This window comes from Marinomonas rhizomae, from assembly GCF_024397855.1.
Classification (GTDB): Bacteria; Pseudomonadota; Gammaproteobacteria; order Pseudomonadales; family Marinomonadaceae; genus Marinomonas; species Marinomonas rhizomae_A.
This window is the reverse complement of sequence record NZ_CP073343.1, coordinates 2,117,952-2,131,031: the sequence shown is the minus strand read 5'-3', so window position 1 is coordinate 2,131,031 and position 13,080 is coordinate 2,117,952. Positions and strand designations below refer to the sequence as shown.

Sequence of the window (13,080 nt, the reverse complement as noted above, 5' to 3'; positions counted from 1 at the left end):
CTCTAAAAAGGTTTGGTATGTTTTTAAAAAAGCAATTAAGGCAACTATGTACAATAATCACACTACTATTTATTAGTTCGTTTGCATCGGCTTCTACTTTACTTGTCATGGGAGACAGCCTCAGCGCGGCATATAACTTAAGACAACAAGATGGCTGGGTTAGTTTACTCGAAAATCAACTTTCTCAATCACATCCAGAAATAAACGTTGTAAATGCCAGTGTTAGCGGCGAAACAACACAAGGTGGTTTGTCTCGCTTCAATGATCTATTAGCCACCCACAAGCCCAATTGGGTCATTTTAGAACTCGGTGCTAATGATGCTTTACGTGGTTACCCTCTTACTCAGACCACAATGAATTTAGAAAAAATGGTTGAGCAAGCTCACGATGTGAATGCCACAGTATTATTGGTTGGCAACCAGATCCCGCAAAACTATGGCAAGCGCTATACGCAAATGTTCTTTAATTTGTACAAGGATATTGCCACTAAGTACAATATCGCTTACCTACCCTTTATGCTTGAAAATGTAGCGTTAAACAAAGATCTGATGCAGAACGATGGCTTACATCCAAATAAAACAGGCCAACCTATCGTACTGCAAAATATACTCCCATATTTGCTACCATTATTAGATAACACGAAGTAAAAAAATAAGGAAAGTTAAATGAAGGCGGTTTTTTTAGACAGAGGCTCATTTCCAAAGCAAATAAACATTCAACTACCAACACATATCAAAGAGGTTGTTGAATACGAGAACTCTTCTCTTGAACAGGTAGCCGAACGTATAAAAGACGCCGCTATTGTCCTCACTAATAAGTCTATAGTGGATGCTGACGCCATTAATGGTGCGGCCAATTTAAAACTGATACAAGTCATGGCAACTGGCACCAACAATGTAGATTTGGAGGCTTGCAAAAACAAACACATCATCGTTCAAAATGTCTCCGATTATTCTACAATCAGTGTACCTGAACATACTTTTGCCATGCTTCTAACACTCAGAAGAAATCTCACATCGTATTTAGATGACGTAAAGGTTGGAAGATGGTCTACCTCGGAATTTTTTTGTTTTCTTGACTACCCTATTAAGGATTTATCAGGCTCCACAATGGCCATTATCGGTGGCGGGACCTTAGGTAAAAAGGTCGCCGCCATTGCTCTAGCTTTTGGAATGCATGTGATCTTTGCTGACAGAAAAGGAGCAAAAAGTACTCGAGCGGGTTATATTAATTTTGAAGAAGCGTTAACAGCGGCCGATGTCATCAGCATCAATTGCCCATTAACGGTAGACACAAAAGATTTGATTGGCGATGCTGAATTTTTATTAATGAAACCAAGCTGTTTATTACTCAATATTAGCCGAGGTGGCATTGTTGATGAGTATGCATTAGTTCGAGCGTTTCAACATAATAGCATCGCTGGTGCTGCTTTCGATGTATCAAGTCAAGAACCTATGCCGCTAGACCATCCACTTCAAGAGCTCTCTAAAAAACCCAATTTTTTATTGACGCCTCACATTGCTTGGGCCAGTGATGAAGCCATGCAAACGTTAGTCGACATGGCGATGGAAAAAATAACCTCTTTTATAGAAAAGCCAGAATGACGTTAGAGATTTTATATCAAGATGAATACCTAGTTGCTGTCAATAAGCCTGCTGGTTTACTTGTCCATCGCACACATTTAGCCAAAGATGAAGAAGACGCCGTTGTTCAGAGGCTAAGAGATCAAACAGGACAATGGGTTTTCCCTGTGCACCGTCTTGATCGAGGCACATCTGGTGTTTTGGTTATGGCATTTACACCTGAAGTTGCAAGGCACCTTGCCACTCAGTTTTCTGAGACTAAGACTCAAAAAACCTATCATTGCTTGGTTCGTGGTTATTGTGATGATGCAGGCGTTATTGATTACCCATTAGCTAAGCTGAATGAACAAAAAGGTCGCTCTCGCTTTAAAATTGAAGGCACAGAAAGAGACGCTGAGACAAGTTTTGTTAGATTAAAACAGTTTCAGCTGCCGGTTCCGGTAAGCCGTTATGACAGTATGCGTCTAAGCTGGCTCGAAGTGACGCCAAAGCAAGGTCGGAAACATCAAATACGTCGACATTTCAAACACCATTTGAGCCCTCTTGTTGGCGACTCTTGCTATGGTTGTCGCCATATTAATAAAGTGGCCAAAGAGATTTGGGAAGATGACTTTAGATTGATGCTCCACGCATCAAGCCTCGAGTTCACCCACCCAATTACAAACCTGCCCATGAGCCTGTCAGCAGGTTTTAGTGACAAAATAGTCAATATCCTTAACAAACTGGAAGGCTATCGAACTTAGTAGTAATTAGCGGCAAGTCTTCTGCTATCGACCAACGGAAGACTAAGCTGTCGTGAATTTCTGGGTTTAAATTAATTGCGTTTTTTTGCACTTCTTTAATTTCAAAGCCGCATGACAGAAGCACTTTAATTGAGGCTTTATTGTGATCTGCAACTGTCGCAAACACCTCGGTAATTCCAGAACTTGCCCAAACGATAAGTATATGTTTCAGCACATGTTTGGCAATACCTTGGTTCGTGAAGTTCTTGGCAATACGGTAAGATACCTCTACTGATTTTTCATCCAATATTTGCCCATTAAAGCGACCAATCAGCACATCATTTGGTAAGTACACTAGATATTGCAAATGCTTCAAGTTACTTCGAAGCAAACGTCTGAAATACATTTCCGTTTGCTGTTGTAATGCTTGGTTGGGTAAAAACTGAGAAAACCACCCCCTATTGCGGAACTCAAACAGCAATATATTTCTTAGGTCGGCTTCTGTGGCTTGTCGAATTTTTACTAATGTTTTCATATCCAACACGCTTTCTAAAACTGGTATTATTATCAGCTTAGCGCAGATTTAAGTTAAATGCTGAATATTGCAATTTATATCTGATTCGCTTTTATTGAGATAATAAAATGCTAAGCATGAAAGGATGTTAAAGGTTGTAAAAATCCATGAAAAATCGAAATTTAGTCTATTCAACAGATCAGGGTCGCCTCTGCCCAGGCTGTGAGCAGCCAACTTCTGAGTGCCAGTGTAAAAAAGAAGACCCCGTTGGTAGTGGTAAAGTGTTAATTGCGCTGGAAACAAAAGGACGAAAAGGCAAAGGGGTTACTGTTATTAGCGGCCTCCCTCTAATGGAAGCGGCGCTCAAAGAGTTAGGAAAAAAACTAAAAACCCAGTGTGGCACTGGTGGCGCAGTGAAAGATGGACTCATCGAAGTGCAAGGGGACAATCGACAGAAAGTGAAAGAGTTACTTGAAAAAGAAGGTTTTTCTAGTAAATTTACTGGTGGTTAATGGCTATTATTCTTTTTTAGAATTACTATATTCGTGTTTTCAAGAATACGAAAACATGACAAAGCCGTTACAATATCGAAGCCGTAATGTTACCGAGTTTTCGCGCTCTTTTATAAACATAAGTTATCGCCAACGAAATGGGACGTCTTGGAGGTAAATCATGGCAACAGAGGTTCCGATGTTCCAACATAATATTAAGCAGGCTAACCAGCTAATGCGATCAGCTATACCTCTTATGGTAAAGCTGGATATTCCACCAACTCCCTATAACTATGGGATATGGTACGAATATGCTTCTAATAGAAACCCCAAATTTAATCAGGTTGTAGATCGTGCTTTGCGCCGATTCGGTGGCTTACCTGCTTTTGTTTCACAAGAACTATTTAACGAATTCTTAGTAACAGAAGATATTCAATATGCTCATCACCAAGGGCCTATATTGAAAGACCTAACCACTAAATTAGAATCTGGAACCACAAATATCTCTAGTGATCTAGAAACGTTTAACAACACGCTACGTACGACAAAAGCAGCGTTAGCGAATGCCAAAGAAGCATCTCAAGTTGAACAAATAGCTCAGCTTCTAGAAAAAGGAGCGTTTAAAGCTAGCCAAGCAATTGATTCGTTCAGTAGTGCTTTACACTCTGCTCAAGAAGAGTTAGCGACGCTACGTTCAGAATTATTAGACGCAAAGAAAAATACTGAACTTGACCCCATGACATTATTAGCTAATGAAAAGGGGTTTGAGCGGTCATTATTTTCAATGATGCCCTATGCAGAAGATGACTTAACATTATTGCTAATAGACATTGATAATCTTGGTCAAATTAATCAAGAGTATGGCAACAAAGCTGGCACATCACTTATTCGATACATTGCAAAACTATTGGTGAGCCTATTGCCGGATAACGGATTTATTGCACGTTTAAATGGTGGCCGATTCGCTATGTTACTAAGTGAAACAGAGCTGAGTGTCGCCTCTCAACTTGCAGAATCTATTCGGAATGAAGTGTCCATCCAAAAAATTCGCTATAAAAACACCAAGGTTTTATTGCGTCAAGTCACGGTATCCATAGGCGTTGCAACCTTGTTCGGAGATGAAAGTCCTAATGAACTAGTGCAACGTTCACAGCATTATCTGATGTATGCAAAACGGTCCGGCAAAAATCAAATTGCCCACCATGAATAAATAACGACGTTTAAGGCAAAACAATGCAGGACAACTTGAATCAAAAAGATCGCGTTTATTTTGAGGTCCGCGATTACGAGTGTGATATACAAGGAATTGTTAACAATGCTGTTTATCAGAATTATCTAGAGCACGCTAGGCATCAATTTATAAAATCAAGAGGATTAGACTTTGCTGAAATTACGGCGCAAGGGATTTACCTTGTCTTGATTAAGGCTGAACTAGACTACATACAATCTATGCACAGTGGTGATGCATTTTATATCCAGTCATCAATAGAGCGCGTATCTAAACTCAAGCTTAACTTTCTTCAGAAAGTGCACCGTACTGACAATGACCAATTGATACTTAGCGCAAAAATGACTGTCACTTCAACCACCAAGGAAGGCAAACCTATTGTAGACCATTTGGTTGCTTCCTAAATGAATAACTTGTTGAATGCTGTTAAGCCGTATTCAACAAGTTAATATGAGGAATTTATGCAGGTATTAGCTGGACCGCTATTACGAAGAATGACAGCGGATAGACTAACGTTTTGGTTGATGACCACAGAAGCTGTAACGTTTGATATCACTCTACTTCAAGACAACACTGTTTTATCAACACTCAATACTAACCAAACAGCCAAATACCACACACAACTCAAAGCTGGTACCGGACTTTTCATCCAGCTGATTGATATTAAGCTAGACAAAGCCTTACCAACTAATCAACCCATTCATTATGATCTTCGACTGAATGGGTTGGACTGGACGCATTGGGCTGAAGATCTTGTCTATCCAAATCACCCCTTCCCATTTTTTATCATCCAACCGAATATAGATAAAATATTGCATGGTTCTTGCCGAAAACCGCACCATCCTAGCAAAGATGGATTATTACGGGTGGATGAGCTGCTGGAAAATACGTCTCCTAGCGATTGGCCTAGCATCTTGATGATGAGCGGAGATCAAATATATGCAGATGATGTCGCGGCTCCAATGTTATGGGCGATTCATCAGCTAGTCCCACACCTTGGAATGCCTGACGAAACACTCCCATGCGCAGAGATTAACAGTGCCCATCAGCTGCATAAAGAAACCGCTTACTACTACGCGCGAGAAACCCTGCTACCAGAAAATAAACTGAGCCGAGGCGTGATAGATCAGGTTTTTGGAGGTGTAAGAAAGCCTGTATTTACAACAGATACAGCTCAAAATCATTTAATTTCATTGGCAGAAGTACTCGCCATGTATGCCCTTGCTTGGTCTCCTAAAGGCTGGGATTTGATATTTGAGAATGGAGGTATATCTACACCCTCAGACTTGTCAGATGAGCATGCAGCAATTTTCACAAAGCAAATTCCTATTATCGAAAACTTTGCCAAAGGTTTGCCTAAAGTCCGTCGTGCACTTGCCCATCTCCCCGTGGCAATGATTTTTGATGATCATGATATTACGGATGACTGGAACCTGACCGCAGCTTGGGAGGAAACAGCCTATAATCATGATTTTTCTGCTCGAATTATTGGCAACGCCCTTCTCGGTTATCTTATGTGCCAAGGATGGGGGAATGCACCCGAACATTTTTCTAGTGAATTGATTCACGAAGTTCAAAAGGTGCTCATTCACCCTGGCAAAAAACACCATGATGAATTACTGCACGAGCTATTCCGATTTTCTAAGTGGAACTATACTTGGCAGACAACACCACCTCTTGTTGTACTAGATACCCGCACTCATCGTTGGCGTTCTGAGAAATCACTGGAAAAACCGTCAGGACTAATGGACTGGGAGGCGCTAACCGACCTACAACATCAGCTGAAAGGCTTACAAGCCGTTATTCTGGTATCACCCGCCCCTATTTTTGGAGTCAAACTAATTGAAAGCATTCAAAGAGTGTTTACTTGGTTTGGGCAACCTCTGATGGTGGATGCAGAAAATTGGATGGCACATCCGGGTTCTGCGTATGCCCTAATGAATATGTTTAGGCATAATAAAACACCACAAAATTTTGTTATTCTATCAGGGGATGTTCATTACTCTTTTGTTTACGACATCCAGCTACGCGGCAATAAACAAGGATCAGACTTATGGCAAATCACCAGCAGTGGCATTAAAAACGAATTTCCTCAGCGGCTACTGGATATTTTTGATCGTTTAAATCGCTGGCTCTATTCACCAAGATCACCACTAAATTGGTTTACTAGACGGCGCAGCATGAAAGTCATTCCCCATAAACCAGAAACTACAGCTCATGGAAAGCGCCTCTTAAACGCGTCAGGAGTAAGCTTGGTATCATTAAATGAAGATGGCTCGCCATCTAAGGTTGTCCAACTGTGTTCGGACGGGCGTGATATACATTTCAGACTTTCTGAACAAGATGCGACTTGGGAATAAATACCATAGAAGCGATAAATTGCAGACGAAAAAAAAGACATCATGCGATGTCTTTTTTTCAAATAATGGCGGTGAGCAAGGTCGCAATGCTGTTGGTGATGTTAGTATTGAGCATGCCCTAGCCCATAAACTCAAAGACCAGCCAGGCTGAGGCAGCTTATCAAAGGGGGATTTACTACAGAAAAGAAGACTGCTGATGGAAAATTGGTATCTGAATACCCTTTAAACGAGGCATAGCAAATCCACTTTGGTTAGGGAAGCTGCGATTAAGAGCTCAAAGCGCACCAAAATTCTTTCACTTGAGCGAAAAAACATGAGGTGTCACTCATTTTAGTGTTTTTTTGCAAGGTAAATACCTTTCGTCATTGCCGTCCCCATTCCTTTCCACCCATTTCTTCCAACCGAGATGCGGCTCGTCGAAAGGAAAAGGCGAGATCATTTGCGGCTGAAAATTGTGCTAGTGACACACCAACTCGACCCGTCGCTGACCACTCAAAATATTTCCCATCTTTGGTGCGAATCATGGTCGTCGCAAAAGAACTCGAGTTTCCCCCCTTCTCATTGACAATCAATTCTTCATCTCCATCACTGCTTTCGACTTGCGCTTCAAAATCGACAAACAATTCGTCGAGCGGGACTTGTGCCGCCAGCACCAAGCGGGTGTGAGATTCATAACACGCGTCAATGAGGGTCACGAATCGTCGCGCTTCGTCGAGGTGCTTGGCATCCAGTTGGGGAACGTGGTCTATGATGAGGACCGGAAATCGGCAGCAGAGGGAAATATAATCGGCCGCCCCGAGCGGTTGGTAGCACAACTCGGAAAAATCAAACCAGGCGCACCGGTCATTCAAACGGGCGACCTGGACAGTGCGACCAAATAGGATGGGAATGATCTCAGCCTCAGTTCCGGATGCAGTGCCACCAAATATTTCTTCCAACTGCGCCTGTATGTTTTTATTAATATTATTATCGCCATGAACATCCTTGTTTGACCAAAAATAGGATTGACCACACACTCGATTTTCGAGTCGATAATCCTTGCGGGAATCCTCCATGGAAATAATGTCGGACGTGTGTTTCAACATGTCGATGAATGGCAAAAAAAGGGATCGGTTAATGCCTCCCTCATACAAGGCATCGGGGGATCTATTCGAGGTGGCCACCACCACGACATTCCAATCAAGTAATAGTGAAAATAGTCGCTTTAAAATCATGGCATCGGCGATGTCTGTCACTTGAAATTCATCTAAACAGAGGAGTTGGGCTTCTTGTGCCAATTGTTGCGCAATGATGGGAAGCGAATCACCTCGTGGGCGCTTCTGTTTGTAGACAAAGATTCGATGATGGACGTCTAGCATGAATTCATGAAAGTGGACGCGGCGTTTGGTAATCTTTGCGTGTTTGTGGCTGTCATTATTACAGCAAGAATCATCATCAGGCACAGTAACCGACGCGTAAAAGAGATCCATTAGAAAGCTCTTGCCGACCCCGACCGTTCCATGAATGTACATGCCTCGCGGCGGTGGACCAAAAAACCACAAATGGAACTTCTTTCGAAGAAAGGACTGGGCGGATGCCAGGGATCGCGCCAGTAACAGTAAAAGTGGATTTCTGCTTGTACGGCTGTTCTCACTAGGATCGTCGGTGCGTACGGGTACTTGTGGGAAAGAGGCAAGAGTCTCGTGCAGGGCATCGAATTTTGCCGCCAGAGCGACTTGAGCGTCATCTCGTCGCAGCTCCCCCGCGTCCACCTTGAGTTCATAAGCCGCTGAAACGGGGCCTGTAGAGAAGCACCGCCGAGCGACGCGATGTTGTGCTATTAACGTCTTCATCATCTTCTTCATCATCGAACTAACGAGTTTATCAACATGCTAATGTGGTACGCTAGATTGCTGTAAGGGGATCAAATAGATTTGTATTAGAGACTCAAGTTTTTGCGTTCAAGTTGAACGCCAAATTCAGCATAACTAACTGAATAATAATGCTTGTTATCTAGACAAAACACGAAACCACTCAAGGGCTATAAAATGAACCCAGACACAACCCCCTCTTTTTTAACAACAGATTTGCTAACACGCGCAGATATTCAAGTCGACAACCTGTTTAGTACAATGTGGCAGCGCCTAGGCTCCAGTCTTTCACTGCCAACTTCAAATAAGCAGCAACCTCTTTCAAGGTAAGGATTTGATCGTCCATGCAGAATGCCATCTTCTTTGGATTAGGTTACTTACATTTGAAACTGAGAGAATACGAGAAAATTGAGGAGTGAACAATAAATCAAATTAAATGGAGGGATAGCGTGATAGAAGTAACAAGTGAAAACTGTATAAATAACACTCATTTCTTGTACATTTTGTATATCCACGTTTATAACTCGGTCTTTGCAATTAATAATGTCGAAAAATTCACGGAGCGACAATTTTTCTAAATAAATAATTGTGTAAAGTATCGAGGTTTTTCAAAGCTAGAAGTACTTGAATTTCCGAACAAGATGCCACTTGGGAATAAATACCATAGAAGCGATAAACTGCAGGCGAAAAAAAAGACATCATACGATGTCTTTTTTTTCAAATAATGGCGGTGAGCAAGAGATTCGAACTCTTGATGCCTTTCGACATACACGCTTTCCAGGCGTGCTCCTTCGGCCACTCGGACAGCTCACCAAAACTTTTATACGCGCTGCGTAATTTGTGCGCGTATATTAGTGATGGAGAGGTTTAATTGCAATAGTTTTTTTGCAATTAAACCTTAGAAATTAATCTCTTACCCATGTTAGATGTGATTCAAGCTCTACCTCTCGAATGAGATCCTGTTTTTCTGTGGGGGTTCCTGTATAGATGAGGCCAATAATTTGCTCATTTGGTTTGAGTGATAAGAGATCTTTTGTTTTCTGTGTAAAGCAAGCTGGGCCGCTTCGCCACATTGCGCCATAACCAAGAGCGTTTAGGCCAAGTAAAACCTGCTGAGCGGCTGCTGAGGCTGCCATTATTTGTTCAATTGCTGGTACTTTAGGGTGATCTTGGATTCGAGCGTACACCATTAGGACTGCGGGAGCTCGGTACGCCTTTTTAATAAAAGCTTCCTCTTTACTTTCAGGCATAGAATCTACTTCAGATAAGGCATGGTGCCAATAAATCTGCCCAAGCTTTGCTCGTCCTTCCCCTTCAAAAATACAAAAACGCCAAGGCTTAAGATTGCCATGATCTGCAGCTCGGCTAGCCGCTTCGAGAATAGAACACCACTCTGTTTCGCTCGGTGCGGGTAAGTCGAGCGCTGGTTGCGATACACGATTACGCATAAATGTTATAAATTCTTTACTCATAAAATATTTAATTCCGCTAACATAAGAAAAACAGCAAGCTAAAATGATCGCTTGCTATAGTTTAATGATAATGAATATCATATCTATTGCTTTAGGGTCTAGGAGTTTTTATGTCAAAGTGGTTGATCTGGGCGCTGCTTGAACTCAGTACATTTCTTTTGTTGGCCAATGCTACCTTCTTGTGGATGATATATTCACTTGCGAAAAAAAAACAACAGGCATCAAAGGAAGGAGAAGAATCTGCTGAGATTTTAGACACTCCTTTAAGTAGTGAAGAATTAGAGGAGACTAAAACCTATAAAGGTCTCGCTCATTATATGGACCTACAGATCAATTTTGCCGCTGCTTCAATTACCTCCAATAAATTAGACCAGCATGAAGTGAATAGATTAAAAATCTGGGGGACGGTACTCAAAGCCGAAAGAGCCATTTTGCTAAATCAGGCGAATGAAAAGCCTAAACCTATCTTAAATCGATTCCTATCCAGTCTATTATATGCTCTCTCTGCCCCAAAACTACAAACAACCAATATTGATGAACTGCATCAGAATCTAAAAGAGATGGAAGATGAATTTTATCAAGCATCAGAGATACTGATTACTAAAGAATCACTTTCAAAAAACCAATCTCTACTCAATCAAGACTTACAAGACAATATCGATCAAGCCAGATTACGTATCAATCGATTAGCCATTAAACAAGCAGAACAGCAGCGCCTAGAAACAGAAATCAATGCTCTACAAGAGAAGATCAAAAAGCTCGAGCAAAAACAGTCTGAGAACACAGGAAGTTTTGCCTCATTTAACCTGCAAGCACCAAAAGCTCAAAAGCAAGATAAACAGAGTCGCAATGCTTCTTTCAAGCAGATATCAAGCTTAAGCAGCTTATCTGATCGCCAAAGAATGGTCATTGAACAACTAAAAAACGAAATTGATAAAGCTAACAACAGCAACAACTCACAGGCAGCGATTGAAGCACAAAAAGTAGCCATTTCTAAAATGGAACGGATGTCCAAAGAGTCACAAACACTTATCTTGCAACTAGAAGCAGAATTAGAAACATCAAATTTATCAATTACATCGTTAAGGCAAGATATTAGTCAGAAGGATACCAAACTAGCTGAGTTGGAAAGACAGCTCAACCAGAGTAATGAAACGGCTATTGGCAATCTACAAGCATTAAGCGCTAACAAAAAAGAAACCTTTGGCTCCTTTCGTGATGAGTTAAACACTGCACTTGAAAACCAGTCATCAGATAACCTTATTGAACAAGATAAGGATGCTCGAGTACTTGAACGCTTACTACAAGAGTCGGAGACCTGCGTTACTCTTTTAGCACAAGAATTAGACACAGCAGAAAACACCAATAACAAATTAAAAGAAGAAATAAATACCATTGCAGAAAGTACTCACCCTGACTTGGCAGCTCAGTCAAAACCACTGATGCAGGAAAGAGAAAAAAATCGACAATTAGTTCAAGCAACAACGGAGCTAAAAAACAAGCTCTTGGATACCGTAACAGGCAAGGACTTTCAAACAATTAGGGTTGCATATAACAAGAAAAACCTTGAATACGATCGATTGCAATTGGCTTTTTCGGATTTGGAAATGAAATATTTAGGGACTCTAAATAATTAGTCTTCCCTAAATACTAAATAAAGCTATGAATTATTTCACTTGAAAATCAAGCATTCGCTGCAATGGAATCAGAGCTTTGATTCTAGTTTCTTCAGTCACGTGTATCTCGCCTGTACTATCTCTTAGCGAATTTCGTAACATCTCCAGACTATTCAGCGCCATCCAAGGGCAATGCGCACAACTGCGGCAGTTTGCACCTGAGCCAGCTGTTGGGGCTTCTATAAAACGTTTATTTGGTGATGCCTGCTTCATCTTGTAAAAAATACCTCTGTCGGTAGCGACAATAAAGGTATCGTTTGACATATTTTTCGAGGCATTTAGCAGCTGCGATGTTGAGCCAACAACATCAGCAACCTCAACCACAGGCTCAGGTGATTCTGGATGAACCAGTACAGCGGCGTCAGGATAGATAGCTTTTAAATCTAAAATACCTTTGGCCTTAAACTCTTCATGAACAATGCAAGCTCCATCCCAAAGAATCATATCAGCGCCAGTTTCTCGCTGAATATAACCACCTAGATGCTGATCTGGAGCCCAAATAATTTTCTCACCCTGATCTACAAGATGATTAACAACATCTAAGGCAATACTAGAAGTCACAACCCAATCCGCTCTGGCTTTCACTGCGGCTGATGTATTGGCATACACAACGACCTTCCGATCTGGATACTGATCACAAAAAGCAGAAAATTCTTCAATTGGGCAGCCAATATCAAGTGAGCAAGTTGCTTCTAATGTTGGCATTAAGATTGTTTTTTCAGGGCTAAGTATTTTTGCTGTTTCACCCATGAATTTAACGCCTGCAACCACTAATGTCTTCGCTTCATGGTTTGCGCCAAAACGAGCCATTTCTAGTGAGTCGGCAATAATTCCGCCCGTCTCTTCTGCAAGCTCTTGAATGGCATCTTCAGTGTAATAATGAGCAACCAAAACGGCATTTTTTTGCTTAAGCAAAGATTTAATTTCGTCACGAATTTGAGCGTCGTCAACAGACTTTAATTCAAGGCTTTTTTCAGCTTCAGACAAATATTTTTGGACGGTTTCACGAAGTGCTGCTTTATTAGAAAGTTCGGACATATCATTAGCCCTTAAGTAACTGGGAGCGGAATGAGTGTTTTTGGTGGGTCGTACTGGATTCGAACCAGTGACCAATTGATTAAAAGTCAACTGCTCTACCAACTGAGCTAACGACCCAACGGGCTGCGTATATTACAGAGCCCGCT

At 41.4% G+C, this 13,080-nt stretch carries 12 protein-coding genes and 2 tRNA genes; 8 read left to right on the top strand and 6 right to left on the bottom strand.

What is annotated here, in order from left to right; all coding sequences use genetic code 11:
• Positions 1 to 17: 17 nt before the first annotated feature.
• Genes KDW99_RS10110 through KDW99_RS10100 form a run of 3 tightly spaced genes read left to right on the top strand, consistent with a single transcriptional unit; the run spans position 18 to position 2,326 of the window.
• Positions 18 to 647, top strand: a complete 630-nt coding sequence (locus KDW99_RS10110; RefSeq protein WP_255829179.1) for an arylesterase — start codon at positions 18 to 20, stop codon at positions 645 to 647.
• A gap of 18 nt (positions 648 to 665) precedes the next feature.
• Positions 666 to 1,604, top strand: coding sequence for a D-2-hydroxyacid dehydrogenase (locus tag KDW99_RS10105; protein ID WP_255829178.1), 939 nt, complete (start codon positions 666 to 668; stop codon positions 1,602 to 1,604).
• Entirely contained in the window at positions 1,601 to 2,326 is a 726-nt protein-coding gene (locus KDW99_RS10100) for a pseudouridine synthase (RefSeq protein ID WP_255829176.1), read from the top strand. Before KDW99_RS10105 ends, KDW99_RS10100 begins: the two co-directional genes overlap by 4 nt.
• On the opposite strand, the gene KDW99_RS10095 is transcribed toward KDW99_RS10100, so the two are convergent.
• Positions 2,298 to 2,840, bottom strand: coding sequence for a GNAT family N-acetyltransferase (locus KDW99_RS10095; RefSeq protein ID WP_255829175.1), 543 nt, complete (start codon positions 2,838 to 2,840; stop codon positions 2,298 to 2,300). The two genes, KDW99_RS10100 and KDW99_RS10095, sit on opposite strands and share 29 nt — an antisense overlap.
• A 146-nt stretch (positions 2,841 to 2,986) precedes the next feature.
• Here KDW99_RS10095 and yciH point away from each other — a divergent pair, with 146 nt between their 5' ends.
• The 4 genes from yciH (at position 2,987) to KDW99_RS10075 (ending at position 6,898) form a co-directional block, all read left to right on the top strand.
• A complete protein-coding gene (gene yciH / locus KDW99_RS10090; protein WP_255829174.1) occupies positions 2,987 to 3,331 on the top strand; it encodes a stress response translation initiation inhibitor YciH in 345 nt (114 codons plus the stop codon).
• 160 nt (positions 3,332 to 3,491) lie between these two features.
• Complete coding sequence (locus KDW99_RS10085) at positions 3,492 to 4,520, top strand: GGDEF domain-containing protein (protein WP_255829173.1); 1,029 nt, start codon at positions 3,492 to 3,494, stop codon at positions 4,518 to 4,520.
• A gap of 23 nt (positions 4,521 to 4,543) precedes the next feature.
• Positions 4,544 to 4,942, top strand: coding sequence for an acyl-CoA thioesterase (locus KDW99_RS10080; protein WP_255829171.1), 399 nt, complete (start codon positions 4,544 to 4,546; stop codon positions 4,940 to 4,942).
• Between the two features lie 57 nt (positions 4,943 to 4,999).
• On the top strand, positions 5,000 to 6,898 hold the full coding sequence (locus tag KDW99_RS10075; protein ID WP_255829170.1) for an alkaline phosphatase D family protein: 1,899 nt from the start codon (positions 5,000 to 5,002) through the stop codon (positions 6,896 to 6,898).
• Positions 6,899 to 7,260: 362 nt separating this feature from the next.
• On the opposite strand, the gene zapE is transcribed toward KDW99_RS10075, so the two are convergent.
• The 3 genes from zapE to KDW99_RS10060 all read right to left on the bottom strand — a co-directional run bounded on the left by zapE (position 7,261) and on the right by KDW99_RS10060 (position 10,220).
• Complete coding sequence (zapE, locus tag KDW99_RS10070) at positions 7,261 to 8,733, bottom strand: cell division protein ZapE (RefSeq protein ID WP_255829169.1); 1,473 nt, start codon at positions 8,731 to 8,733, stop codon at positions 7,261 to 7,263.
• A 740-nt stretch (positions 8,734 to 9,473) separates the two neighbouring features.
• A tRNA-Ser gene (locus KDW99_RS10065) sits at positions 9,474 to 9,561 on the bottom strand.
• Between the two features lie 92 nt (positions 9,562 to 9,653).
• On the bottom strand, positions 9,654 to 10,220 hold the full coding sequence (locus KDW99_RS10060; protein ID WP_255829168.1) for a nitroreductase family protein: 567 nt from the start codon (positions 10,218 to 10,220) through the stop codon (positions 9,654 to 9,656).
• A 110-nt stretch (positions 10,221 to 10,330) separates the two neighbouring features.
• Here KDW99_RS10060 and KDW99_RS10055 point away from each other — a divergent pair, with 110 nt between their 5' ends.
• Positions 10,331 to 11,857, top strand: a complete 1,527-nt coding sequence (locus tag KDW99_RS10055) for a hypothetical protein (protein WP_255829167.1) — start codon at positions 10,331 to 10,333, stop codon at positions 11,855 to 11,857.
• A 30-nt stretch (positions 11,858 to 11,887) separates the two neighbouring features.
• Here KDW99_RS10055 and nadA read toward each other — a convergent pair whose 3' ends face one another.
• Positions 11,888 to 12,934 (bottom strand): quinolinate synthase NadA, encoded by a 1,047-nt coding sequence (gene nadA / locus KDW99_RS10050; RefSeq protein ID WP_255829166.1) that lies wholly within the window; start codon positions 12,932 to 12,934, stop codon positions 11,888 to 11,890.
• 41 nt (positions 12,935 to 12,975) lie between these two features.
• Positions 12,976 to 13,051 (bottom strand) — tRNA-Lys (locus tag KDW99_RS10045).
• Positions 13,052 to 13,080: the final 29 nt, after the last annotated feature.

Coding starts and splice junctions, on each gene's coding strand:
- nadA (WP_255829166.1), bottom strand. CDS start 12,934: ATGTCCGAACTTTCTAATAAAGCAGCACTTCGTGAAACCGTCCAAAAA.
- KDW99_RS10105 (WP_255829178.1), top strand. CDS start 666: ATGAAGGCGGTTTTTTTAGACAGAGGCTCATTTCCAAAGCAAATAAAC.
- KDW99_RS10085 (WP_255829173.1), top strand. CDS start 3,492: ATGGCAACAGAGGTTCCGATGTTCCAACATAATATTAAGCAGGCTAAC.
- KDW99_RS10095 (WP_255829175.1), bottom strand. CDS start 2,840: ATGAAAACATTAGTAAAAATTCGACAAGCCACAGAAGCCGACCTAAGA.
- KDW99_RS10110 (WP_255829179.1), top strand. CDS start 18: ATGTTTTTAAAAAAGCAATTAAGGCAACTATGTACAATAATCACACTA.
- KDW99_RS10055 (WP_255829167.1), top strand. CDS start 10,331: ATGTCAAAGTGGTTGATCTGGGCGCTGCTTGAACTCAGTACATTTCTT.
- KDW99_RS10060 (WP_255829168.1), bottom strand. CDS start 10,220: ATGAGTAAAGAATTTATAACATTTATGCGTAATCGTGTATCGCAACCA.
- KDW99_RS10075 (WP_255829170.1), top strand. CDS start 5,000: ATGCAGGTATTAGCTGGACCGCTATTACGAAGAATGACAGCGGATAGA.
- KDW99_RS10080 (WP_255829171.1), top strand. CDS start 4,544: ATGCAGGACAACTTGAATCAAAAAGATCGCGTTTATTTTGAGGTCCGC.
- KDW99_RS10100 (WP_255829176.1), top strand. CDS start 1,601: ATGACGTTAGAGATTTTATATCAAGATGAATACCTAGTTGCTGTCAAT.
- yciH (WP_255829174.1), top strand. CDS start 2,987: ATGAAAAATCGAAATTTAGTCTATTCAACAGATCAGGGTCGCCTCTGC.
- zapE (WP_255829169.1), bottom strand. CDS start 8,733: ATGATGAAGACGTTAATAGCACAACATCGCGTCGCTCGGCGGTGCTTC.